This is a genomic window from Mesorhizobium sp. CA4, from assembly GCF_020165075.1.
Taxonomy (GTDB): domain Bacteria; phylum Pseudomonadota; class Alphaproteobacteria; order Rhizobiales; family Rhizobiaceae; genus Mesorhizobium.
In genome coordinates this window covers 39,118-62,062 of the sequence record NZ_JAIUHK010000005.1, presented here as the reverse complement: position 1 = coordinate 62,062, position 22,945 = coordinate 39,118, and the positions used below count along the sequence as shown (strand labels likewise).

At 62.9% G+C, this 22,945-nt stretch carries 25 protein-coding genes and 2 pseudogenes; 15 read left to right on the top strand and 12 right to left on the bottom strand.

Annotated features, from left to right (window positions below; translation table 11 throughout):
- Positions 1-12: 12 nt before the first annotated feature.
- From LB528_RS05840 to LB528_RS05830, 3 genes are all read left to right on the top strand, one after another.
- On the top strand, positions 13-1,662 hold the full coding sequence (locus LB528_RS05840) for an ABC transporter substrate-binding protein (RefSeq protein WP_224714153.1): 1,650 nt from the start codon (positions 13-15) through the stop codon (positions 1,660-1,662).
- A 92-nt stretch (positions 1,663-1,754) separates the two neighbouring features.
- The gene (locus tag LB528_RS05835; protein ID WP_224714152.1) at positions 1,755-2,228 is read left to right on the top strand and encodes a DUF3828 domain-containing protein; all 474 of its coding nucleotides are present in this window, start codon (positions 1,755-1,757) and stop codon (positions 2,226-2,228) included.
- Positions 2,229-2,232: 4 nt separating this feature from the next.
- Positions 2,233-2,826, top strand: a complete 594-nt coding sequence (locus tag LB528_RS05830) for a hypothetical protein (RefSeq protein WP_224714151.1) — start codon at positions 2,233-2,235, stop codon at positions 2,824-2,826.
- 221 nt (positions 2,827-3,047) lie between these two features.
- Here LB528_RS05830 and queF read toward each other — a convergent pair whose 3' ends face one another.
- On the bottom strand, positions 3,048-3,509 hold the full coding sequence (queF, locus tag LB528_RS05825; RefSeq protein WP_224714150.1) for a preQ(1) synthase: 462 nt from the start codon (positions 3,507-3,509) through the stop codon (positions 3,048-3,050).
- A gap of 217 nt (positions 3,510-3,726) precedes the next feature.
- On the opposite strand from queF, the gene LB528_RS05820 reads away from it, so the two are divergent.
- Complete coding sequence (locus tag LB528_RS05820; RefSeq protein WP_224714149.1) at positions 3,727-5,772, top strand: FAD-dependent oxidoreductase; 2,046 nt, start codon at positions 3,727-3,729, stop codon at positions 5,770-5,772.
- A 96-nt stretch (positions 5,773-5,868) separates the two neighbouring features.
- Here LB528_RS05820 and LB528_RS05815 read toward each other — a convergent pair whose 3' ends face one another.
- Positions 5,869-6,276, bottom strand: a complete 408-nt coding sequence (locus tag LB528_RS05815; protein WP_224714148.1) for a hypothetical protein — start codon at positions 6,274-6,276, stop codon at positions 5,869-5,871.
- Between the two features lie 139 nt (positions 6,277-6,415).
- Between LB528_RS05815 and LB528_RS05810 the strand changes: the two genes are divergently transcribed.
- On the top strand, positions 6,416-6,853 hold the full coding sequence (locus LB528_RS05810) for a MarR family winged helix-turn-helix transcriptional regulator (protein ID WP_224714147.1): 438 nt from the start codon (positions 6,416-6,418) through the stop codon (positions 6,851-6,853).
- Here LB528_RS05810 and LB528_RS05805 read toward each other — a convergent pair.
- Positions 6,844-6,981: a hypothetical protein gene (locus LB528_RS05805; protein WP_224714146.1), complete on the bottom strand. Its 138-nt coding sequence runs from the start codon at positions 6,979-6,981 to the stop codon at positions 6,844-6,846. The genes LB528_RS05810 and LB528_RS05805 overlap by 10 nt on opposite strands.
- A gap of 33 nt (positions 6,982-7,014) precedes the next feature.
- Positions 7,015-9,084 (bottom strand): putative bifunctional diguanylate cyclase/phosphodiesterase, encoded by a 2,070-nt coding sequence (locus tag LB528_RS05800; RefSeq protein WP_224714145.1) that lies wholly within the window; start codon positions 9,082-9,084, stop codon positions 7,015-7,017.
- 289 nt (positions 9,085-9,373) lie between these two features.
- Between LB528_RS05800 and LB528_RS05795 the strand changes: the two genes are divergently transcribed.
- Genes LB528_RS05795 through tdh form a run of 3 tightly spaced genes read left to right on the top strand, consistent with a single transcriptional unit; the run spans position 9,374 to position 12,114 of the window.
- Positions 9,374-10,561 carry a glycine C-acetyltransferase gene (locus LB528_RS05795; RefSeq protein ID WP_224714144.1) on the top strand — a complete coding sequence of 396 codons (1,188 nt, stop codon included), beginning with the start codon at positions 9,374-9,376 and terminating at the stop codon, positions 10,559-10,561.
- Between the two features lie 28 nt (positions 10,562-10,589).
- Positions 10,590-11,033: an SRPBCC family protein gene (locus LB528_RS05790; protein ID WP_224714143.1), complete on the top strand. Its 444-nt coding sequence runs from the start codon at positions 10,590-10,592 to the stop codon at positions 11,031-11,033.
- A 46-nt stretch (positions 11,034-11,079) separates the two neighbouring features.
- Entirely contained in the window at positions 11,080-12,114 is a 1,035-nt protein-coding gene (tdh, locus tag LB528_RS05785) for an L-threonine 3-dehydrogenase (protein ID WP_224516572.1), read from the top strand.
- A gap of 43 nt (positions 12,115-12,157) precedes the next feature.
- Here the strand turns inward: tdh and LB528_RS05780 are convergent, their stop codons facing one another.
- Positions 12,158-12,601 (bottom strand): MarR family winged helix-turn-helix transcriptional regulator, encoded by a 444-nt coding sequence (locus LB528_RS05780; RefSeq protein ID WP_224714142.1) that lies wholly within the window; start codon positions 12,599-12,601, stop codon positions 12,158-12,160.
- Between the two features lie 131 nt (positions 12,602-12,732).
- Between LB528_RS05780 and hmgA the strand changes: the two genes are divergently transcribed.
- The 6 genes and pseudogenes from hmgA to LB528_RS05750 all read left to right on the top strand — a co-directional run bounded on the left by hmgA (position 12,733) and on the right by LB528_RS05750 (position 17,140).
- The gene (gene hmgA / locus LB528_RS05775; protein WP_224518496.1) at positions 12,733-14,046 is read left to right on the top strand and encodes a homogentisate 1,2-dioxygenase; all 1,314 of its coding nucleotides are present in this window, start codon (positions 12,733-12,735) and stop codon (positions 14,044-14,046) included.
- A 10-nt stretch (positions 14,047-14,056) separates the two neighbouring features.
- Positions 14,057-14,943: pseudogene (locus LB528_RS05770) on the top strand (MBL fold metallo-hydrolase).
- Positions 14,940-15,953, top strand: coding sequence for a fumarylacetoacetate hydrolase family protein (locus LB528_RS05765; protein WP_224518498.1), 1,014 nt, complete (start codon positions 14,940-14,942; stop codon positions 15,951-15,953). Before LB528_RS05770 ends, LB528_RS05765 begins: the two are co-directional and overlap by 4 nt.
- A gap of 15 nt (positions 15,954-15,968) precedes the next feature.
- Positions 15,969-16,505 (top strand): DinB family protein, encoded by a 537-nt coding sequence (locus LB528_RS05760; protein WP_224714141.1) that lies wholly within the window; start codon positions 15,969-15,971, stop codon positions 16,503-16,505.
- A gap of 63 nt (positions 16,506-16,568) precedes the next feature.
- Positions 16,569-16,827 (top strand): annotated as a pseudogene (locus tag LB528_RS05755) (BrnT family toxin).
- Positions 16,814-17,140: a BrnA antitoxin family protein gene (locus LB528_RS05750; protein ID WP_224518500.1), complete on the top strand. Its 327-nt coding sequence runs from the start codon at positions 16,814-16,816 to the stop codon at positions 17,138-17,140. The pseudogene LB528_RS05755 and the gene LB528_RS05750 overlap by 14 nt, the downstream one beginning before the upstream one ends.
- 128 nt (positions 17,141-17,268) lie before the next feature.
- On the opposite strand, the gene LB528_RS05745 is transcribed toward LB528_RS05750, so the two are convergent.
- The 3 genes from LB528_RS05745 to hppD form a co-directional block, all read right to left on the bottom strand.
- The gene (locus LB528_RS05745; RefSeq protein WP_318012278.1) at positions 17,269-17,559 is read right to left on the bottom strand and encodes a type II toxin-antitoxin system VapC family toxin; all 291 of its coding nucleotides are present in this window, start codon (positions 17,557-17,559) and stop codon (positions 17,269-17,271) included.
- Positions 17,560-17,706: 147 nt separating this feature from the next.
- Positions 17,707-17,865, bottom strand: a complete 159-nt coding sequence (locus LB528_RS05740; RefSeq protein WP_224714140.1) for a type II toxin-antitoxin system Phd/YefM family antitoxin — start codon at positions 17,863-17,865, stop codon at positions 17,707-17,709.
- A gap of 54 nt (positions 17,866-17,919) precedes the next feature.
- Positions 17,920-19,035: a 4-hydroxyphenylpyruvate dioxygenase gene (gene hppD / locus LB528_RS05735; RefSeq protein ID WP_224714139.1), complete on the bottom strand. Its 1,116-nt coding sequence runs from the start codon at positions 19,033-19,035 to the stop codon at positions 17,920-17,922.
- 137 nt (positions 19,036-19,172) lie between these two features.
- Between hppD and LB528_RS05730 the strand changes: the two genes are divergently transcribed.
- The gene (locus LB528_RS05730) at positions 19,173-19,640 is read left to right on the top strand and encodes an Lrp/AsnC family transcriptional regulator (protein WP_224714138.1); all 468 of its coding nucleotides are present in this window, start codon (positions 19,173-19,175) and stop codon (positions 19,638-19,640) included.
- An 88-nt stretch (positions 19,641-19,728) separates the two neighbouring features.
- Here the strand turns inward: LB528_RS05730 and LB528_RS05725 are convergent, their stop codons facing one another.
- The 4 genes from LB528_RS05725 to aztA all read right to left on the bottom strand — a co-directional run bounded on the left by LB528_RS05725 (position 19,729) and on the right by aztA (position 22,885).
- Positions 19,729-20,067, bottom strand: a complete 339-nt coding sequence (locus LB528_RS05725) for a TIGR01244 family sulfur transferase (protein ID WP_224518503.1) — start codon at positions 20,065-20,067, stop codon at positions 19,729-19,731.
- A 148-nt stretch (positions 20,068-20,215) separates the two neighbouring features.
- Complete coding sequence (gene aztC / locus LB528_RS05720; protein ID WP_224714137.1) at positions 20,216-21,157, bottom strand: zinc ABC transporter substrate-binding protein AztC; 942 nt, start codon at positions 21,155-21,157, stop codon at positions 20,216-20,218.
- 31 nt (positions 21,158-21,188) lie between these two features.
- Positions 21,189-22,061 carry a zinc ABC transporter permease AztB gene (gene aztB, locus LB528_RS05715; RefSeq protein ID WP_224714280.1) on the bottom strand — a complete coding sequence of 291 codons (873 nt, stop codon included), beginning with the start codon at positions 22,059-22,061 and terminating at the stop codon, positions 21,189-21,191.
- The gene (gene aztA, locus LB528_RS05710; RefSeq protein WP_224518505.1) at positions 22,061-22,885 is read right to left on the bottom strand and encodes a zinc ABC transporter ATP-binding protein AztA; all 825 of its coding nucleotides are present in this window, start codon (positions 22,883-22,885) and stop codon (positions 22,061-22,063) included. Before aztA ends, aztB begins: the two co-directional genes overlap by 1 nt.
- Positions 22,886-22,945 lie beyond the last annotated feature (60 nt).

Genomic DNA, 22,945 nt, shown 5'->3' with positions numbered 1-22,945 from the left:
GGGAGAACGAGAATGACACTGTTCAGAAGCAATGGTGACCGGGTCCCGGCCGCTATCGAAGCGATGGCCGAGGAGGCGCGCGCGGGGCGTGTCGACCGGCGCGAATTCCTGGCCCTGGCAAGCGCCTTCGGCGCATCGACGGCTTTCGCCTATGGCATGCTCGGCCTTGCCGCGCCGACCAAGGCGCTCGCCGAGGAGCCCAAGAAGGGCGGAACGCTGCATGTCGCGATGTCGGTCAAGGCGCAGAAGGATCCGCGCACTTATGACTGGACGGAGATGGCGAACGTCACCCGCACGTGGTTGGAGCCGCTGGTGCGCTACACGCACCAGTTCACCTTCGAGCCGGTCCTGCTCGAAAGCTGGGACGTCAATGACGACGCCACCGAATACACGCTGCATCTGCGCAAGGGCGTCACCTGGAACAATGGCGACGCCTTCAACGCCGATGATGTGGTCGCCAATCTGAACCGCTGGTGCGAGAAGGGTGCTTCCGGCAACTCCATGGCCGCCCGTGTCGGCGCGCTGATCGACACAAAAACCGGCAAGGCCAAGGACGGCGCGATCACCAAGGTCGACGACCACACGGTCAAGCTGAAGCTCAACCAAGCCGATATCGCCATCATCCCCGGCTTCACCGACTATCCGGCCCTGGTCGTGCACCGCGACTTCGACAAGGATGGCGCCGATCCGATCAAGAAGCCGATCGGCACCGGAGCTTTCGAGCTGGTGTCCTATTCGGTTGGTCAGAAGGCGGTCGTCAAGCGACGCGAGAACGGCAAGTGGTGGGGCGGCGAAGCGCCGCTCGACGGGGTGGAGTTCATCGACTACGGCACCGACTTCAACGCCACGCTGAATGCCTTCGATTCCGGCGAGATCGACCTCGACTTCGAAACGCCGGCCGACTTCATCGACCCGCTGGACAAGATGGACTTAGTGAAATCCGAGGTGGCGACCGCGACCACGCTAGTTGCACGCACCAACATCACGCATAAACCCTATGACGACAAGCGGGTGCGCAACGCGCTGCAGATGGCGGTCGACAACAACCAGGTGATGCAGCTCGGCTATAATGGCCGCGGCACGGTCGGCGAGAATCATCATGTCGCCCCGATCCATCCCGAATACTACCCGCTGCCCAAGAAGCAGCGCGATGCCGCCGGCGCCAAGAAGCTGATGGCGGAGGCAGGCCAAGCTGACTTCGAGCATGAGCTGATCACGGTCGAGGACGAATGGCAGAAGAACACCGGCGATGCGATTGCCGGCCAGTTGCGCGACGCCGGTATCAAGGTGAAGCGCACGGTGCTACCGGGCTCGACCTTCTGGAACGACTGGACGAAATATCCCTATTCCATGACCATCTGGTACATGCGCCCGCTTGGCGTGCAGGTGCTGGCGCTCGGCTACCGCACCGGCGAGGCCTGGAACGAGACGGCCTATTCCAATCCGGAGTTCGACGCCAAGCTCAAGGAGGCGCTGTCGCAGATCGACGTCGCCAAGCGCAAGGAGGTGATGAAGGATGTCGAGGCGATCCTGCAGGATTCCGGCGTCATCATCCAGCCCTTCTGGCAGAAGCTCTACTGCCACATGAACAAGAAGGTGAAGAACTATTCGATGCACCAGACCTACGAAATGGACTTCCAGAACGTCTGGCTGGATGCCTGAGCGCGCCTGGACTTCATGAGCCGCAAAAAAGGCGATATGCAGGATGCGTGGCGGCGAGCTTGCCGCCACGCACCGAACTCCGGAGATCCTGCATGAAGCCGATAGTGCTTGCCGCTGTCCTTTCGATTGCCTTGCCCGGCGCCGCGCTTGCCGGGCCCGCGTCCAACGCCGTGAAGTTCTTCTATGTGCCTGCGGTGAAGTTCGAGGCGGACGCCAAATACCGCGACCGTTTCACCGAGCCGGTAACCAGGCTGTTCGAAGCCAACGACAAGGCGCAGAAGGAGAAGCCCGACGAGGTGTCCTGCATCGACTTCGATCCCGGGCTCGACGCCCAGGATTTCGACCAGAAGACCCTGTCGAAGACGCTGAAGCTCACCGAGGCCGTCAATGGCGACACTGCCGAGGTGACGGCAAGCTTCAATCTTTTCCCGGAAGGCGATGACTCCAAACGCGAAATGGTGTGGTCGCTGAAGAAAGTGGACGGAAAGTGGAAGATCGCCGACATCAGCTCCAAGACCAGCGACTGGAAGCTCAGCGCGCTGGAATGCGGCGCCTCGACGGAGTGATACCGTGCTTCGCCCTCTCGTCCTCGCGCTGTCGAGCTTGTCGATGCTGGCCGCGGGGCTGAGCGGCGGAGCCTCGGCGCAGGGGCTCTTCGGCTCGCCGCCGCCAAAAGTCTCACCCGACGAGAAAGCGCCGGCGTATGGTGCGGCGCCGCCTGCCACAACCCCGGCGCCGCAAACCACGCCGGCCGAACCGGCGCCTGCCGCGCCCGTCCTACCCGGATCGCCGACGGCGGTGGTCAGGCCGTTTTACGAGCATGTTGGGCTCGAGCTCGATCCCGCCCAGCGGAAGAACTTCATCGATCCGGCGAAAACTGTGCTCGACAAGAGCGACGCGTTGCGCGCTTCGGGGCAGGGGGAATGCCTCGACCCCAACATGGCGCTCGACAATGCGGATTACGACAAGCTCGCCATCGACCGGAGCTTGCGCACCATCGCGGCGGTCAATGGCGACGAGGCCAAGGTAGTCGTCGCCTTCGTCGTCGAGGGCCACCAGCACCGCCTCGAATGGAAGCTGAGGAAGGTCGGTGGCGCTTGGAAGGTCTCCGATCTTCTGTCGGTCACCGGCGAGTGGGCGCTCAGCCAGTACCAGTGCGAGTGATGGTGGTGATTGAAGACCAGGGCTGGCGATCCTTCGCGCCCCCCTCTGGCTTGCCGGCCATCTCCCCCGCTTGGGGGGAGATCAGATGCCGCGCCGGCTTTCGCCAATCTCCGATGTCGCAGGATAAGCGGGGCGCCGAAGCTGCCAATCTCCCCCCTTGCAGGGGAGATGTCCGGCAGGACAGAGCGGGGCGCTGTCCCGCCGGCCTTTCGCAACAAATCTCAACCCCTACCGCGATAAGGCGCAACGCCGGTATCCGGCAGCCATACCTCCTTGGGCGGCGCGCCGGTCTGCCAGAAGACGTCGATCGGGATGCCGCCGCGCGGGAACCAGTAGCCGCCGACGCGCAGCCAGAGCGGTTTCGTGGACTCCACGATACGGCGGCCGATCATCACCGTGCACTCCTCATGGAAGGCGCCGTGGTTGCGGAACGAGGTCATGAACAGCTTCAGCGACTTCGATTCCACCAGCGTCTTGTCGGGCGCGTAGTCGATGACGATGTGGGCGAAATCCGGCTGGCCGGTGACCGGACACAGCGAGGTGAATTCCGGGCAGGTGAAGCGCACGATCGCCGGCGGGCCGTCGCCGCGATTGAAAGGCACGGTTTCCAGGACCGCCTGTTCGGGGCTCTGTGGCGTCTCGACGTGCTTGCCGAGCTGGGTGAGGTTTTTGGCGTCGGTCATAGGCGGGCTCCTTGCTCCCGGCCGTTGGAAGCGCAGTTCAATGCGGCGGGCGCGAAACGAAGGTTGAAAGAAGCGTTGCAGTCCTCACGGGCGCAGCGCGTTTGACCGCTCATTAGCATCGGACCGAAAAGTGCGCAGCGGTTTTCGGATGAATCCGATGCGTGAAATGGAAGCGGGAGCGCTCTGCTCCCGCACAATTTGAAACGGCAGGAAGACAATGACCAGCAACGACCCGCTTCTCCAACCCTATCAGCTCAAGCACCTGACGCTGAAGAACCGGGTGATGTCGACCAGCCATGAGCCGGCCTATTCGGAGGACGGCATGCCGAAGGAGCGCTACCGGCTCTACCATGCCGAGAAGGCCAAGGGCGGCATGGCGCTGACCATGACGGCCGGCTCGGCGATCGTCTCGCGCGACAGCCCGGCCGCCTTCGGCAATCTGCATGTCTATGACGACCGCATCGTTCCGTGGCTGGCCGAACTGGCGGACGCCTGTCATGAGCATGACTGCAAGGTTATGATCCAGATCACCCATCTCGGCCGCCGCACGGGCTGGAACAAGGCCGACTGGCTGCCGGTGCTTTCGGCCTCGCCGGTGCGCGAGCCGGCGCATCGCGCCTTCCCGAAGGCGATCGAGGAATGGGACATCGAGCGCATCGTCGCCGACTATGCGTCGGCCGCGCAGCGCTGCCAGGCAGCCGGCCTCGATGGCATCGAGTTCGAATCCTACGGCCATCTGATGGATGGCTTCTGGTCGCCTTTGACCAACCACCGCGACGACGAGTATGGCGGCTCGCTCGACAACCGGCTGCGCTTCACCGACATGGTGCTGGATGCGGTGGGCGCCGCCGTCGGCGAGAAATTCATCGTCGGCATCCGCATGGTCGCCGACGAGGACATCGAAAACGGCATCTCGAAGGAAGCGGGCGTCGAGATCGCTAGGCGGCTCGCCAATTCCGGCAAGGTCGATTTCCTGAACATCATCCGCGGCACGATTGAGACCGATGCGTCGCTGACCAAGGTCATCCCGGTGACCGGCATGCGCTCCTCGCCGCATCTCGATTTCGCCGGCGAGGTGAGGGCGGCGACGAAATTCCCGACCTTCCATGCGGCGCGCATTTCCGATGTCGCCACCGCCCGCCACGCCATCGCCACCGGCAAGCTCGACATGGTCGGCATGACCCGCGCCCATATCGCCGATCCGCATATCATCCGCAAAGTGATGGAGGGCCGCGAGCACGAGATCCGCCCCTGCGTCGGCGCCACCTATTGCCTTGACCGCATCTATGAAGGCGGTGAGGCGCTGTGCGTCCACAACGCCGCGACCGGCCGCGAGGCGACCATTCCGCACGTCATCGCCAAGAGCGAGGGACCGAAGAAGAAAGTCGTGGTGGTGGGCGCGGGCGCCGGCGGCCTGGAGGCCGCCCGCGTCGCGGCCGAGCGTGGCCATCAGGTGACGGTGCTCGAAGCCTCCAGCCAGGCCGGAGGACAGGTGCGCTTGGCGACCCAGAATCCGCGCCGCAAGGAACTGATCGGCATCATCGACTGGCGGTTGGCCGAGCTCGACCGGCTCGGCGTCGAGATCCGTTACGACACCTGGGCCGAGAAGGACGATGTACTGGCGCTGTCGCCGGATGTGGTGATCGTGGCCACCGGCGGCATGCCGCAGAACCCGCCGCTGACCGCTGGCGACAATCTTGTCACCTCGAGCTGGGATATCATGGCCGGCAGCGTCAAGCCGGCCGAGAACGTGCTGCTCTACGACGACAATGGCGGCCATCAGGGCATGGGCGCCGCCGAACTCATCGCCAACAGCGGCTCCAGGCTGGAGTTGGTCTCGCCGGAGCGTTTCTTCGCGCCCGAAATGGGCGGCATGAACCACGTGCCCTATATGCGCGCCTTCCACGAAAAGGGCGTCACCGTCACTATCAACACTCGCCTGCGCTCGGTGCGGCGCGAGGGCAATCAGCTCATTGCCGAGCTGGCATCGGACTTCGCCGATGGCTGGCGCGGCGAGCGGCGCGTCGACCAGGTGGTGGTCGAGCACGGCACTGCGCCGCTCGACGATCTCTACCTTGCGCTTAAGCCTTTGTCGAAGAATGGCGGCGCGGTCGACTATGAGCGGCTGGTGAGTGGCGGCGACATCTTCCCCGCACGCCATCCCGAAGGTGGCTTCGTGCTGTTTCGCATCGGCGACGCGGTCGCGTCGCGCAACATCCACGCCGCCATCTATGACGGCATCCGGTTCGGGATCAGGATTTGAGGGTTGGTGACGCGCAACGGACCTTTGCAAGGAGAGCCACCTGCCGCTTCGGTCCGTTGCGCGCCGCGCCCGGTCGGCTTCGCCGGCCGTGCGATGTCAAAACAGCTTGGCTGTCGCCATGCAAAATACGGTGATGACTAGCAGCCCGCCCGCGATGCGTTCGCCTCTGGTCATCTTCGCCCGCAACTGGGTCTGAGTCGCAGCGTCGGCGCCAGCCAGCCGCCTGCTGGCCGAGGCGACAAGCGCGCCCTGCACGCCGGCGGCGATCAGCGCCGTCAAAATGCCCAGCGCCAACACCTTCTCCATCGACCCGAAAGCACCCTCGTGGAAGAAATACCAGAGCAGTATGCCGGTCAGGAACGCCAGGCCGGAGGCGCCAAGCTGCGGTCGGATGAACCGCTCCGCCCTGATCTCCGGATCGCGGGCAACCGCAATGGTCGTGCCGGCCCAGAACACGCCGGCCATGACGTGCAGGCCGATGGTGACGATATAGACGAATTGCATGACCGCATTCCTCTCTGCCGCCCGCCGCGCGCCGCAGCATGGCGACGCCATCAATAAGACAAAGTTAGATATCTAACGGTTAGATGTCAATCATGAAGCCAAGTTTCATGTTCCAATCGCTTTGCTCTACTGTCAGGTCATGACACCGTTTGATCGCCCGCCCGTCGGCATGAATCTCGCCCGCACCTCGAAAGTGGTGGCGCAGGCTTTCGATGCCGCCATGGCCGAGGCCGGCGGCACGCTGCCGGTCTGGCTGACCTTGCTGTCAGTCAAGTCGAAGGAACTCGCGAACCAGCGCGAGCTTGCCGGCATGATCGGCATCCAGGGCGCGACGCTCACCCATCACCTCAACGCCATGGAAGCGCAAGGCTTGCTGACGCGCCGCCGCGATCCGGAAAACCGCAGGGTCCATCAGGTGGCGCTGACCGAGGCCGGCGAAGCGCTGTTCGAGAAATTGCGCCTCGCGGCCATCGCCTTCGACAAGCGGCTGCGGGCCGGCATTCCCCACGACAGGCTGGCCGAATTCGCCGAGGTGCTTGCGGCACTTAGGCGGAACGCTGAGCCGCCTCAGTCGTAACCGGGGATTGCGCCGAAGGCGTAATGGCGCAGCCTGAGCGCCGCGATCAACGCCGACAGTTTCGCCTTGCCGTCGAAGGCGTCCTGGAACATCTCGTCATGCATGAGCAGGATCAGCCTGTTCGCCATTGCAGGCCGGCCTCACCTGAATATCGGCGCATCTCAAGCCAAGTTGCCCTGCAGCACCTTCAGCTTCGCCTTCTTCGGGCTGCGTGCCGTCAGCCATTCGCGTGCCCTGTCCTGCGGCATCGGGAAGGCGATGGAATAGCCCTGCACCTGGTCGCAGCCGATCGCCATCAGCGAGTCGAGCTCGGCCTCGGTTTCGGCGCCCTCGGCGACGATCGAGATGCCGAGCCCGCGGGCAAGCTCGGTGATGGCGCGCACGATCTTGCTGTTGTCGCCATTCTCGTTGATGTTCTGGACGAAGCGGCGGTCGATCTTCAGCCGGTCGATCTCGTTCGGGTTGACGTGGCTGAGCGAGGCATAGCCGGTGCCGAAATCGTCGAGTTCGAGATGCACGCCCGCGGCGCGGATATGGCGGAGCTTCGCGGCGATCCCGGTCTTCTCGTCGTCGAGGATGACGGATTCGACGATCTCCAGGGCAAGCTTCTGCGGCGGCAGTCCGGCGCGCTCCAGCGTGCCGAACAGGAAGCTGTCGAAATCGGGCTCGCGCAGCTCCGTGCCCGAGACGTTGACGGCGATGCGTCCGAAATCGATGCCGGCGCGGTCCCATTCGGCGGCCTCGTTGATCGCCTTGCCGATGACGATGCGGCCGATATCCGGCATGAAGCCGCATTTCTCGGCGACGGGAATGAACTCGCCGGGCGAGATCATGCCGCGTGTCGCGTGCTTCCAGCGCACCAGCGCCTCGATGCCGCTGATCTTGCCGCTGGTCAGCGACACTTGCGGCTGGAAATAGACCTCGAAGCTCCGATCGGCGATCGCCGTGCGGATGTCCTGTTCGAGCTGCTTGCGATAGTCGAGCTCGCGCCGCAGTTCCTCGGAGAAGAAGGAGAAATTGCCGCCACCGAGCTTCTTGGCCGAATAGAGCGCCAGGTCGGCATGGACGAGCAGGTCCTGCGCATTGTCGGCGTCGACCGGATAGACCGCGATGCCGGCGCTGGCGCCGGGCATGATGGTCGTGCCCTGGAAGGTGATCGGCTCGTTGATCTCGTCGAGGATGCGCTTGGCGAGCGCATGGATGTCCTCGGTCGTGCCGGCGCCATTGAGGATCATGACGAACTCGTCGCCGCCGAGCCGCGCGCAGAGATCCGAGGCCCGGCAGGAATCGCGCATGCGCTGGGCGGTCACCACCAGCACATAGTCGCCGGCGGCATGGCCAAGCGTATCGTTGATCTGCTTGAAGCGGTCGAGATCGAGCTGGATCACCGCCAGGCGCTCGCGGCGGCGGTGCGCTCCCTTGATCAGCGTGTCGAAATGGTCGGTGAGGAAGGTGCGGTTGTGCAGCCCCGTCAGGCCGTCATGCACCGCGATGAAAGCCATCGAGTTGCGCGCGTCGACCAGCTCGCGCGTCTTGCGCAGGATAGCGTTGGACATCGGCCGGAAGATGAACAGCGCCACCAGCACGATGACGCTGAGCGTGGCAAAAAACAGCTTGCGGTGCAAGTCGAGGATGTTGCTGGATTTTTCATCGGCGAAGGCGCTGATGCGCTGGCCGAGAGCGGCATAGCCGGACATGGTGGCGTTGGCGACGGAAGCGTCGAGGCCGACGCGGTCGCCGCCGCCCTTATAGCCGTCGCTTTGCATGCCGAGCTGCGACGCAAAAGACGAGACCAGCCTGTCGCCATTGGCGACGAGGCCGACCGAGAAGTAGTCGAGGTGAAAAGGCTTGCTGAACAGCACATATTCGATCGACTTCGGGTCGTTGCGCGCCGGCGAGAGCGGATCGGCGCCGGTCTTCTTGAGCAACCGGTCGTAATTGGTCTCGAACTCGCCCGTCGCCTGCTTGAGCGCAGTGACCAGCGCCGGCTGCTTGTCGCGCGCGGCAGCACCCGTGGCGCTGGCCAGGAAGACGATGCGCTGCGACAGCGCCTTCTGCGTCTGGACGATGTCGAGCAGCGCGTCATTGTGCTGTTGCTGCGCCATCAACTGCTGCAGAAGGATGAAGGAGGCGATCACCATGGCGGCAATGATCGTCAGCGCCAGCCAGTAGCCGGTCTTGATGAGCAGGATCAGCTTGCGCGAAACGCTCTGCACGGGCTGCTGCGACATAACTTACTGACCCTCCGGTCGACGGATCCTGCCAGGGATTTCGTGACGGGAAAACGATTACGTTGAAAGGGTTAACAGGCCGGCAAGGGCGATCGCGGCAACGCGGCAAAGCTCGCAAGATGGTTATCACGTCCTTTCCCGCACACCCCATTTTTGACCGCATTGCCGTCGCACCATCGCAAAGGATTGCGATCGAGCTTTCGCGACGCCACCGAAGCGGTCGCTTTTGCGATGGATTTTTTGCAGCCATGGCGCGACAGTCCGGCCTCGAACCGAACAGGGCCGGACCATGAGCAAAGCATTCCTTTCCCACATCGACAGCGAGCTCCAGGGCCTGAAATCGGCCGGGCTCTACAAGTCCGAGCGGGTCATTTCCTCCATGCAGTCCGCCGAGATCGAGGTCGGCGGCGAGAGGGTGCTGAATTTTTGCGCCAACAACTATCTCGGTCTCGCCGACAGCCCGGATCTGCGCGACGCGGCAAAGCACGCGCTCGACCGCTACGGCTACGGCATGGCCTCGGTGCGCTTCATTTGCGGCACGCAGGAGGAGCATAAGGAACTCGAGGCGACGATCTCCTCCTTCCTCGGCATGGAGGACACTATCCTCTATTCTTCATGCTTCGACGCCAATGGCGGCCTGTTCGAAACGCTGCTCGGCGAGCAGGACGCCATCATCTCCGATGCGCTCAACCACGCCTCGATCATCGACGGTGTTAGGCTTTCCAAGGCCAAGCGCTTCCGCTACGTCAACAACGACATGGCCGATCTCGAAGCCCGTCTGAAGGAGGCGAAGGACTGCCGCTTCCGGCTGATTGCCACCGACGGCGTGTTCTCGATGGACGGCATCATCGCCAATCTCAAGGGCGTCTGCGATCTCGCCGAGAAATACGATGCCATGGTCATGGTCGACGACAGCCATGCGGTCGGCTTCGTCGGCAAGAACGGCCGCGGCTCGGCCGAGCATTGCGGCGTCGAGGGCAGGGTTGACATCATCACCGGCACGCTTGGCAAGGCGCTGGGCGGTGCCTCGGGCGGCTATACGTCGGGCAAAAGCCAGGTGGTTGACTGGCTGCGCCAGCGCTCGCGGCCCTATCTCTTCTCCAACACTCTGATGCCGGCGATCGCCGGCGCCTCGATCAAGGTATTCGACCTGATCCGTCATGGCGACGCGCTGCGCCAGCGCCTATATGCCAATGCGGACCGGTTCCGCTCCAAGATGGGCAAGCTCGGCTTCACGCTGGCTGGCGCCGATCATCCGATCATCCCGGTGATGCTGGGCGACGCGGCGCTGGCGCAGGAGATGGCCGCGCGCATGCTGAAGCGCGGCATTTATGTCATCGGCTTCTCCTTTCCGGTGGTGCCGAAGGGCCGGGCCCGGATCCGCACGCAGATGTCTGCCGCCCATTCCAGCCCCGATATCGACAGGGCGGTCGAAGCGTTCGGCGACGTGGGAAAAGAACTGGGTGTAATCGCTTGACCCACGCCGTGGAAAACAGAAGTCGGCCATGACGATCGATGTCACGAGCAGGATCGAGATCGCCAGGCCACGCGCCGTCGTCGCCGCCTTTTCCGCCGATCCGGACAACGTGCCCCGCTGGTACGTCAATATCAAATCGGTCGAATGGAAGACGCCCCGACCGGCCCAGGTAGGATCGAGAATTGCATTCGTAGCGCAGTTCCTCGGACGGCGGCTTGTTTACACCTACGAAATTGTCGATCTCGTGCAGGGCGAGCGGCTGGTGATGCGAACCGCCGAAGGACCGTTTCCCATGGAAACGACTTATGCATGGCGCGATACCCAAGAAGGCGCTACCCATATGGCGCTCCGGAACCGCGGCACCCCGACAGGCTTTTCCCGTCTCGTGGCACCGTTTATCGCCCTGGCCGTTCGGCGTTCGACCGATCGAGACTTGCTCCGGCTGAAGAACATTCTGGAGGCGGCGCACTGATGAAACCGATCCCATCAAGACAGGTAAGACTTTTGAGGAGCGTCTGATGTCGAACATGATGAAGGCGCTGGTGAAAGCCAAGGCCGAGCCGGGCATCTGGATGGAAGAGGTGCCGGTGCCGGAGATCGGCCCCAACGATGTGCTGATCAAGGTCAAGAAGACCGCGATCTGCGGCACCGACGTCCATATCTACAATTGGGATCAGTGGGCGCAGAAGACCGTGCCGGTGCCGATGGTGACGGGCCACGAATTCGTCGGCACCGTCGCCGACTACGGCGCCGCGGTCACCGAATACAAGGTCGGCCAGCGCGTCTCGGGCGAAGGCCATATCGTCTGCGGCCATTGCCGCAACTGCCGCGCGGGCAGGGGGCATCTCTGCCGTAATACGCTCGGCGTCGGCGTTAACCGCCCCGGCGCCTTCGGCGAGTATGTGGCCATCCCGCAGCACAATGTCGTGCCGATCCCCGATGACGTGCCGGACGAGATCGCGGCGATCTTCGATCCACTCGGCAATGCCGTGCACACGGCCTTGTCCTTTGATCTCGTCGGCGAGGACGTGCTGGTCACCGGCGCCGGCCCGATCGGCATCATGGGCGCGCTCGTGGCGCAATGCGTCGGCGCGCGAAAGGTCGTCATCACCGATATCAACCCGGTGCGGTTGGATCTGGCGCGAAAACTCGGCGTCCAGCATGTCGTCGACGCCTCGAAGGAAAAGCTGCGCGACGTCATGCCGTCGATCGGCATGACCGAAGGTTTCGATGTCGGGTTGGAGATGTCGGGCGCCGCCCCCGCCTTCCGCGACATGATCGACACCATGAACAATGGCGGCAAGATCGCCATCCTCGGCATCGCGCCCACCGGCTTCGAGATCGACTGGAACAAGGTCATCTTCAAGATGCTGCATCTGAAGGGCATCTACGGCCGCGAGATGTTCGAGACCTGGTACAAGATGATCGCTTTGGTGCAGGGGCCACTGGATGTTTCCGGGCTGATCACGCATCGGATCGGGATCGACAATTTCCAGGTCGGATTCGACGCGATGCGCAGCGGCAGCTCGGGCAAGGTGGTGATGGATTGGTAGCTGATTAGAATGTCGGCGGGACAGAGGGGGGTGTGAAGGATCGCTACGTTGCGGATAACGCCCCCTCCAGCGCCGCCACCCCCCTGACGATCGCCGCCCGCTCCTCCACACTCAGCTTCCCCAGCAACTCCCTCTCAAACGCCTTCGCCAGCGGCACCATCTCGCGATAGGCGGCGAGCCCCGCCCTGGTCAGCGCCAGATGCTCGACACGCCGATCGCTCTCATCCGGCGTGCGCGTCAGCCAACGCCGCCGTTCCAACTCCGCCACCGCCCGCGACACCTTCGTCTTGTGCATGGCCGATTGCTCGCCGAGTTCCGTCGCCGTCATCGTTCCGCGTTCACCCAGCCCGGAAAGCGTGCGCCATTCCGGCCGCGTCAGGCCGTGGCGCTCCTTGTAGATGCGCGAGAACTCGCGACTGACGGTGTCGGCAAGCCGATAGAGCCGGTAGGGCAGGAAGCTTTCCAGCTCAAGGATATCCGGTTCCATGAAGCGCTCCCGGGCCGCATCGCGGCCGTTGATAGTTACATTTTCGATGGTTACAAATGAAACCAGTTTGGTCAACATCGCCGGCAGGCCGCGTCTTGGGACGCTTGTAAGCCGGGATCAGGGAGGATCGGATGGGCTTTTCCTACATGCCGGGCTTCGGCAATGACTTCGAGACCGAGACGCTGCCCGGATCGCTGCCGCAGGGCCGCAACTCGCCGCAGCGGCCCGCCTACGGGCTTTACGCCGAGCAGCTGTCTGGCTCGCCCTTCACCGCGCCGCGCGGCACCAACGAGCGCTCCTGGCTCTACCGCATCCGCCCGAGCGTAAAGCACACCGGCCGCTTCAAGGGCGCCAGCTACCCTTTGTGGAAGACAGGCCCCAATATCGGCGACCACGAGCTGGCGCTCGGCCAATACCGCTGGAACCCGACGCCGATGCCGACAGAGCCGACCGACTTCATCTCCGGCATGCGTACCTTCACCACGGCCGGCGACGCGGTCGGCCAATCCGGCATGGCCGCGCATGTCTATGTCGCCAATCGCTCGATGGTGGATGACCATTTCTTCAACGCCGACGGCGAATTGCTGGTTGTGCCGCAGCTCGGCGCGCTGCGCTTCGTCACCGAGATGGGGGTGATCGAGCTTCGGCCCGGCGAGATCGCGGTGCTGCCGCGCGGTCTCGTCTTCAAGGTCGAGCTCGCCGACAAGGAGGCGCGCGGCTATGTCTGCGAGAACTATGGCGCCAAGTTCACCATGCCCGACCGCGGCCCGATCGGCGCCAATTGCCTGGCCAATCCACGCGACTTCAAGACGCCCTGCGCCTGGTTCGAGGAGAAGGAGACGCCCTGCCGGCTGATCGTCAAATGGTGCGGCACCTTCCATGTCACCGAACTCGGCCATTCACCGCTCGACGTCGTCGCCTGGCATGGCAACTACGCGCCCTACAAATATGATCTGGCGACGTTTTCCCCGGTCGGCGCCATCCTGTTCGACCACCCGGACCCGTCGATCTTTACCGTGCTGACGGCGCCGAGCGGCGAGGAGGGCACGGCCAATGTCGATTTCGTCATCTTCCCGCCGCGCTGGCTGGTGGCGGAAAACACCTTTCGGCCGCCCTGGTACCACCGCAATATCATGAGTGAGTTCATGGGCCTGATCCACGGCCAGTACGACGCCAAAGAAGAGGGTTTTGTTCCTGGCGGCATCAGCCTGCACAATCAGATGCTGGCGCATGGGCCGGACGCGTCCGGCTTCGAGAAGGCGACGCGCGCCGACCTGAAGCCGGTCAAGCTCGACAACACCATGGCCTTCATGTTCGAGACGCGCTTTCCGCAGATGCTGACGCGCTACGCCGCCGAGACCGGCACCTTGCAGGAGAACTATATCGACTGCTGGGCAGACCTGAAGAAGCGCTTCAACGGCACCCCGGAAGGCGATTGGTCTTGAGGCACGCCCGATGAATGACCGGCTGGTACTTCTGGGCTCCAAGGGCGGCCCGGCGTTGCGGCCGGGCGGTCCCTGGCCGACCTCCTCCCTGCTGGAACTCGGTGGACGAACCATTGTTGTCGATTGCGGGCTTGGCGTCACGCGCGGCCTGGTCGATGCCGGCATAAGCCTGAAGGCGCTCGACCTGATCTTCATCACGCACCTTCATTCGGACCACGTTCTGGAACTCGGGCCGCTTACCCACACCGCCTGGACGGCGGGGCTGGCGACGCCGGTGACCATTTTCGGCCCACCTGGCACCAGCCATTACTGGCAACGCTTCTGCCAGGCGATGGATTCGACATCGAGATCCGCATCGTCGACGAAGGCAGGCCGGACATCCGCGACCTGATCACGGTCGAGGAGTTCGGCGAGGGGTCTGTTCTGGACGAGCGGGGCCTGACGGTAACGGCATTGCGTGTCGATCATCCGCCGGTCACCGACTGTTTTGCGCTGCGTTTCGAGCATGGCGACAGGAGCGTGGTGTTCTCCGCCGATACCGCCTTTTTTCCGCCACTGGCCGAGTTTGCGCGCGGCGCCAACATCCTCGTCCATGAAGCCATGCTGGAGGCCGGCGTGGAAAGGCTGGTCGCCCGGACCGGCAACGGCGCGCGGCTGCGCGAGCATCTCTTCGCCAGCCACAGCCTGGCCGGGGAAGCAGGCCGCATCGCTAGCGATGCCGGGGTGAAGCGGCTTGTGCTCAACCATCTCATTCCAGCCGACGACCCGGCGATCGGCGAAGCCGACTGGATCGACGCCGTCAGGAAAACTTGGGCCGGCGACTTGACGATTGCCCGCGACGGCCTTGTTGTACCGCTAAGCGGCGAACACGCCGCGTCAGGAGAGGAAACCGCATGAAGCTTGCCACACTGAAGAACGGGACGCGCGACGGGAAGCTGGTCGTGGTCTCGCGCGATCTGACGCGGTTCACGGATGCCTCCTTCCTGGTGCCGACGCTGCAGGCCGCGCTGGACGACTGGCGGCGCATCGCGCCGCATCTGGCGGCCATGGCGGAATCGCTGGAGGCCAACGCGGTGCCTTCGGCGCGCTTTCATGAGCATGACGCGCATTCGCCGCTGCCGCGCGCCTATCAATGGGCGGACGGCTCGGCCTATGTGAACCATGTCGAGCTGGTGCGCAAAGCGCGCGGCGCCGAGATGCCGGCGAGCTTCTGGACCGACCCGCTGATCTACCAGGGCGGTTCCGATTCCTTTGTTGCCCCACGCGATCCGATCCGGATGGCCGACGAGGCCTTCGGCATCGACCTGGAGGCGGAGGTCGCGGTCATCGTCGACGATGTGCCGATGGGCGCCAGCCTGGAAGAAGCGAAGGAGGCAATCCGCCTAATTATGCTGGTCAACGACGTCACGCTGCGCGCCGTCACCGGGCCGGAACTGGCAAAAGGTTTCGGTTTCTTCCAATCGAAGCCGTCTTCCGCTTTCTCGCCGGTCGCGGTCACGACGGATGAACTGGGCGATGCCTGGGACGGCGGCAAGGTCAGTCTCGCGCTGTTGGTCGACGTCAACGGCAAGCCGTTTGGCCGCGCCAATGCCGGCGTCGACATGACCTTCGATTTTCCCGCCCTGATCGCGCATGCCACTAAAACCCGACCGCTCGCCGCAGGCACCATCATCGGCTCGGGCACGGTCTCCAACAAGCTCGATGGCGGGCCGGGCAAGCCCGTCTCGGCCGGCGGCGCCGGCTATTCCTGCATCGCCGAGTTGCGCATGATCGAGACCATCGAGTCAGGAGAGCCGAAGACTCCCTTCCTGCGTTTCGGCGACACGGTGCGCATCGAGATGAAGGACAGAACCGGCCACTCGATCTTCGGCGCCATCGAGCAGAAGGTCGAGAAATACGAGAGGTGAGGGAGAACCCGAACGGTGACCCTGCTCGATCACCTGCGCCGCATGGCCCGCAACAACCTCTGGTCGAATGACCGGCTCTACCGCGCGGTGCTTGCGCTTCAGCCCGGCGAGTTCGCGGCCGAACGCACAAGTTTCTTTCCCTCGATCAGGGAGACTCTCAACCACATCCTCGCGGTCGACCTTCTCTATCTCGACTTCCTGACGGATGGAGGCCGTGGTGCCGCAGCCTACGACGACTACGTGCCGTTCGACGATGCGGCGACCTTGGCGGAGGCACAAGCCGATTTCGACCGCCGGCTGATTGCCTTCTGCGATTACTTGTCCGAAGCCGATCTCGACCGCCGTGTCATCACCGACAGGCGCGAGGACGGCATGATCCCCGAGCGCATCGGCGATATCCTCGCCCATCTCTTCCTGCACGACATCCATCATCGTGGCCAGGTGCACGCCATGCTTTCCGGCACTTCCGTTCCGCCGCCGCAACTGGATGAGTTCCTGCTCGACTACGACCTGAAGCTCAGGAAGAATGAAGTCGAGCAACTGGGGTTGTGAACGAGACGACCTGAAAATTGTAGTTACAAAATTATTGACTTAATTATTGTAGGTACATAAATTGTGAAGATCATTTGGGATGAGCCGAAGCGGCTGGCCAATATCGAGAAGCACGGGCTGGATTTTGCCGCTCTGGATGACGGCTTCTTTCTCGCGTCGACAATCCCGGAGGGCCAAGGCCGGGCGCTTCATGGCGATCGGTCGGCTTGTTGGCGGAGTCGTAGCGGTGATCTTTGCCCGGCTTGGCTCTGAGGGCATTTCGATAATTTCGATGCGGCCGGCCAACCAGGCGGAAAGGAGATTGTTCGATGGCGAAGTCTAAGCTGAGCATCACGAAACCAGACAAGGAATTCCAGCCAGGCAAGGGCTTCACGAAGGAAGATTGGGATGCCGTTTCCGACAATCCCGAGTGGACCGAGGAAGATTTTCGAAACGCTCGTCCCTTCACCGAGGTCTTCCCCGATTTTGCCGAAAGCATTCGCCGCTCACGCGGTCGGCCGGCACTCGACAACCCGAAGAAGCAGGTGACGCTGCGCCTCGATAGCGACGTGATTGCCCGCTTCCGCGCCGGCGGGCCCGGCTGGCAGAGCCGGATCAACGATATCCTGCGCAAAGCCGCCGGCCTCCAAAAGTAGCTCGCCCAGCATCGACGCCAGATGGTGCGGCGCTACTTGCTTTGGTCATGGCGCCCCAAGGACGATTCCCGCTCGACTACGATATTAAGCTAAGCCGAGGAAGGCTGAGGTCGGGCTGCACTGGATGCTTAGACCAACGAAACGTCGTAGGCTGCGAAGTGCCGATCCGCAGTGACCATCGTCAGACCTCCAATTTGAGCCTGCGCGATGAGCAGACGGTCGAATGGATCACGATGATGAAGCGGCAGATGCTCAAGCCTCGCGGCGTGCAATTCATTGACGCCGAGGATCGGAATACCGTTCGACCGCAAGATTTCGACGATATTGCCTATGAGCGTGACTTTGCCGAGCGACTTCTTGATGGCGATCTCTGCTAGCGAGATTGCGCTGACGACCACATCCGCGCCCGCAAGAAAGATGTCGCGATGGTGGCCAGAAAGTCGTGAGTCCGCGTTGAGTACCCAGAGTAAAATAAGGTATCGACCAGATATTTACGGCTCATTTAATCTACTCGTCCCGTTCGGGACCGAGTTCATCAAAATCGTCCGATACGCAAATTTGGCCTTTCAAGGCCCCAAAAGGCCTTTGCTTCCGCCGGGCCGAGCAGGGGCGCTTAAGGTTGCCACAATCTCCCCCTGCCGGGTCAGGTTGATCTCTTCACCTGCCTGGGCACGCTTCACCAACTCAGAGAGCTGGGCCTTCGCTTTGGCTATCGGTATATTCATATCGACCTCCTATCACCAGAATTTAGGTCATAAGAGGTCAAAGCCGCAACCGGCTTACGCCGCCTTGCCGTCCAGCTTGATGACGCCGCGCTTGATCTGATCCTGCTCGATCGATTCGAACAGCGCCCGGAAATTGCCCTCGCCAAAGCCCTCGTCGCCCTTGCGCTGGATGAACTCGAAGAAGATCGGCCCGATCACAGTCTTGGAGAATATCTGCAGCAGGATCTTCGTCATGCCGCCATCGACCACCCCTTCGCCGTCGATCAGGATGCCGTGCTTCTTCATGCGCTCGATAGGCTCGTCATGGCCGTGCACGCGCTCATGCGACATCTCGTAATAGGTGTCGGGCGGGCCGGGCATGAATTTTAGCCCGTTGGCAGCGAGCTTGTCGGTCGCCTCGTAGATGGCGTCGGTGCCGACCGCGATATGCTGGATGCCCTCGCCATTATACTTCTTGAGGTATTCGGCGATCTGGCTGGTCTCGTCCTTGGACTCGTTCAGCGGAATGCGGATCTTGCCGCAGGGGGAGGTGATCGCCCGGCTGACAAGGCCGGTGATCTTGCCGTCGATGTCGAAGAAATGGATCTGCTTGAAACCGAAGAGGTCGCGATAGAAATCCCACCACTTGTCCATGTTGCCGCGATAGACATTGTGGGTGAGGTGGTCGAGATAATAGAAGCCGACGCCTTCGGGCTTGGGGTCGCGCTCGCCCAGCCATTCGAACTCGGCGTCATAGGCCGAGCCTTTCTCGCCATAGGCTTCGATGAAATAAAGCACCGAGCCGCCGATGCCGACGATGGCCGGCACGTCGAGCGCTTTGTCGGTGCCCTCATAGGGCGTGGCACCCTTTGAGACGGCATGATCGAAGGCATGTTTGGCATCGACCACGCGCCACGCCATCGAGGCGGCGCAGGGGCCGTGCTTCTCCACGAACTTCATCGCATGCGAGCCGGGCTCGGCATTGACGACATAGTTGATGTCGCCCTGGCGCCAGACGGTGATGTCCTTGCTGCGATGCTTGGCCACCGCGACATAGCCCATGCGGGCAAAGAGCTCGGCGAGTTTTGCCGGCTCTGAATGCGCGAACTCGACGAATTCGAAGCCGTCGGTGCCGGCGGGGTTTTGCTTGCTGATCCTGGCAGGCGGGGCGTCGTGCGGGAAGGGGCCCATGGCAGTCCTCCGAAAGCTGTGCGGCCAAGCTTGGCCATCTTTCACCATGATAGCGCGGAGCTGCCGCACGGTGCTTGCATTCAACCACTTGAAATGCTCATCATGTGCGCAAATTGTGCATGAACGGAGGGCTTTTTGTGAATGATACGCGTCTCGATCACTTTGACCGCAAGATAATGGCGCTTCTGCAGGAGGATGCGCGCTTCACCAACAACGATCTTTCCGAGCGTGTGAACCTTTCGCCCTCGCAATGCTCGCGCCGCCGCCAGCGGTTGGAGGATGATGGCTACATCCAAGGCTACCGCGCTGTGCTCGACCGCGATCGTCTTGGCTTTTCGCTGGTCAACGTCATCTCGGTGACTTTAGCCACCCACAACCGCGACAATGCCCGCCGCTTCGGCGAGCTGGTGGCCCGCCTGCCCGAGGTGCAGGAGGCGCACGCGTTGACCGGCGAGATGGACTATATCCTGAAGGTGGTGACGCCCGACCTCAAGTCACTGTCCGAGTTCGTCAACGGCGTGCTCCTGCCGCATGAATCCGTGCAGCATGTGAAGACAGCGATCGTGCTGGAGACGTTGAAGGAAACCGCGGCGCTGCCGATTTAGCTCAGCGGACCTCGCCGGCTATGTTGGAGGGACAGCACCCCCCTCTGGTCGGCAGGCCGGAGGGGGTCCGCACGGCATAACTAATCCGTCACCCTCGCTGCTGCTGGATCAGCCCATAAAGGTTGGTGCAACGCGCGCCTGAGCGGCAGTAGGCAAACACCGGCCCTTCGAGTTCATCCAGCGCGGCGGCCTGTTCCTCGACATTGTTCAGCGTGATCTGGCCGCTGATGACCGGAATGTAGCGGAAGCCGAGGCCGGCCGCCTCGGCCGCGGCCTGAACGCTCCCGGCCGAAGGCTGGCCGGGCTGTTCGTCGTCCGGCCGGTTGCAGATCACGCTTTTGAAGCCGGCGTCCTTGATGGCGGCGATATCCTCAGGCTGGATCTGGCCGGAGACCGAATAGTCGTCGCTGATCTGGCGGTATTCCATGATGTGGTCCTCGCGAACTCTCTGGCGGCTGTCTTGCCACTCCGGGAGAGAGGCGGCAATCCGCATTGAAAGAATTCTCTGCCAAATAGCGACGACCGATCGAAAAATCCAACCGGGCCGGTGTCGGCCCGGTTGGATGCCGCGTCGCTCAGCTTCCGAGGATCGCGCCTTTGATCTGCGTGATATTGTTGTGCATCATGTCGATATAGGTCGAGGCGGGGCCATCGGGCTGAGACAGCGCGTCCGAATAGAGCGTGCCGCCGACCTTGATGCCGGTCTCGCCGGCGATCTGCTCGATCAGCCGCGGATTGGTGATGTTTTCCAAGAAAATCGCCGCCGCCTTGTCCTGCTTGACTTGGCTAACCAGCTTGGCGACATCGGCGGCCGACGGTTCGGAATCGGTCGAGATGCCCTGCGGCGCCAGGAAGGTCAGGCCGTATTCGTGCTCGAAATAGCCGAAGGCGTCATGCGAGGTAATGACGACGCGCTTGGCTTCGGGGATTGACTGGATCGCCGCTTTGACTTCGCCCTCCAGCGCATCGAGCTTGATGGTGTAGGCGGCGGCATTGGCCTTGTAGCTGTCGCAGCCTTCGCTGTCGGCGGCGCAGAACGCGTCGGCGATGTTCTTCACATAGATTTTGGCGTTGGCGATCGACTGGAAGGCGTGCGGATCGGTGACGGTCTTGCCGCCGCCGGTGCCTGCGCCTTCGGCGGCATCCGCATCGGCGAATTCCGGCTTGAAGTCGATCGGCGTCACGCCCTTGGTCAGCGTCACGATCGCGGCCTTTGTGGCGCTGGCATCGACCAGGCGCTGGAGGAAACCCTCGAAATGCAGGCCGTTGACCAGCACGACGTCGGCTTTGGCCATCGCCACTGCGTCCGCCGGGCTCGGTTCATAGACATGCGCGTCGCCGTCCGGCCCGACGATGGTGGTGATGTTGACCCGGTCGCCGCCGACATTTTTCGCGAAGTCGGCAATGACGGTGAAGCTCGCCACTACTTTCAACGGCGCCGCGAAAGCGGAAGAGGTTGCCAAAGTGCTTAATGTTATAACGCTCAACGCCAGCGCGGCACGGAAGGATTTCAGCATCAGGTAGGTCTCCTTGCTTTGGGAATTGGGATCAGGCGGTGCGGTGGCGGTGATGAACGATGCGTGCGCGCAGCACGCCGCGCGTGCCGAACAGGATCGAGCAGAAATAGACGACACCGGCCGAAAGGATGATCGCCGGGCCGGAGGGCAGCGAGGCGTGGTAGGACAGAAGCAGCCCGGCAATGCAGGAGGCAAAGCCGATCAGCACGGCGAGCACGCACATCGGTTCGACGCGCACTGTCCAGAAGCGGGCGGCGGCGGCAGGCAGCATCATCAGCCCGACCGAGAGCAGCGTGCCCAGCGCCTGGAAACCGCCGACCAGGTTGAGCACGACAAGGCCTAAGAAGATGAAATGCACCGGGCTGCCCATGCGGCTCACCGAGCGCAGAAACAGCGGGTCGAGGCACTCGGCGACAAGCGCGCGCCAGAAGATGGCGAGACAGGCGAGCGTCACCGCCACGATGCCGCCGATCAGGATAAGCGCATCATTGTTTAGCGCCAGCACCGTGCCGAACAGCACATGCATGAGATCGACGCTGGAGCCGCGGATCGACACCATCAGCACGCCGACGGCAAGCGAGATGAGATAGAAGGCCGCCATCGAGGCGTCCTCGCGCTGGATGGTGAAGCGAGAGACGGCGCCAGCGCCGAGAGCAACGATGATGCCGGCGATCAGCCCGCCGACGGTCATCGGCAGGATTTCGAGCCCATAGAGCAGGAAGCCGGCGGCGGCGCCCGGCAGGATGGCATGTGCCATCGCGTCGCCGGACAGGCTCATGCGCCTGAGCATCAGGAAGACGCCGACCGGGCAGGCGCCGAGCGACAGCATCAGCGAGCCGAACAGCGCCCGTTGCATGAAGGCGAAATCGGCAAAGGGCGCGATGAACAGGCCGTAGAGATCCATCACGCCGCCCTCGGTCCGGAGCCATGCTGATGGTCATGATGGTGATCATGCGCGTGATCGGGGTGCGCGTGATCATGGCCATGGTCGTTATCGTCCGGCTCGCACCACGGCGCATTTTCTTCCCACGCCTCGTGGAAGCGCCTTGCCTTGAGCAGATTTTCCGGCCGCAGCGTTTCCTTGGTGTCGCCCCAGGCGACGGGCTGGCGGGCAAGCAGCAGCGTTTCCGGGAAATTCTGCCGCACCAGGTCGAGGTCGTGAATCACGACCATGATCGTGCGCTCCTCGCCATGCCAGCGCTTTATCAACTGGATGAGATCGCCCACCGTCTTGGAGTCGACCGCATTGAACGGCTCGTCGAGCAGGATGAGGTCGGCGTCCTGCAGAAGCACGCGGGCAAACAGCGTGCGCTGCAGCTGTCCGCCGGACAGCGTGTCGATCGGCCGCTTCTCGAAGCCGCCGAGCCCGACCGCCATCAGCGCCTTGCTGACGGATTCTCGGTCCTCTTTGGTGTAGCGCCCGAGCATGCCACGCTTTGGCCACAGGCCGAGCGAGACCAGATCGACCACCCGCGCCGGAAAGGAGCGGTCGAGCTCCGACTGCTGTGGTAGATAGGCGGTGCGGACGCCCGGCATGCGGACCACCGCGCCTTCCATCGGCTTCAAAACGCCGACGATGCCCTTCATCAGCGTCGACTTGCCCGAGCCGTTGGCGCCGACCACGGCGGTCAGCGAGCCTTTGCGGACGATGCCGTTGAGATGATGGATCGCCGGATGGCTGCCGTAGCCCAGCGTCAGGTCGCGGAAGGTCAGGCAGGCATTGGTCATCAGACAGTCGGTCCGCGAAATCGAGTTTGTCGTCGATATGTGATGTTATTACATTAGTCA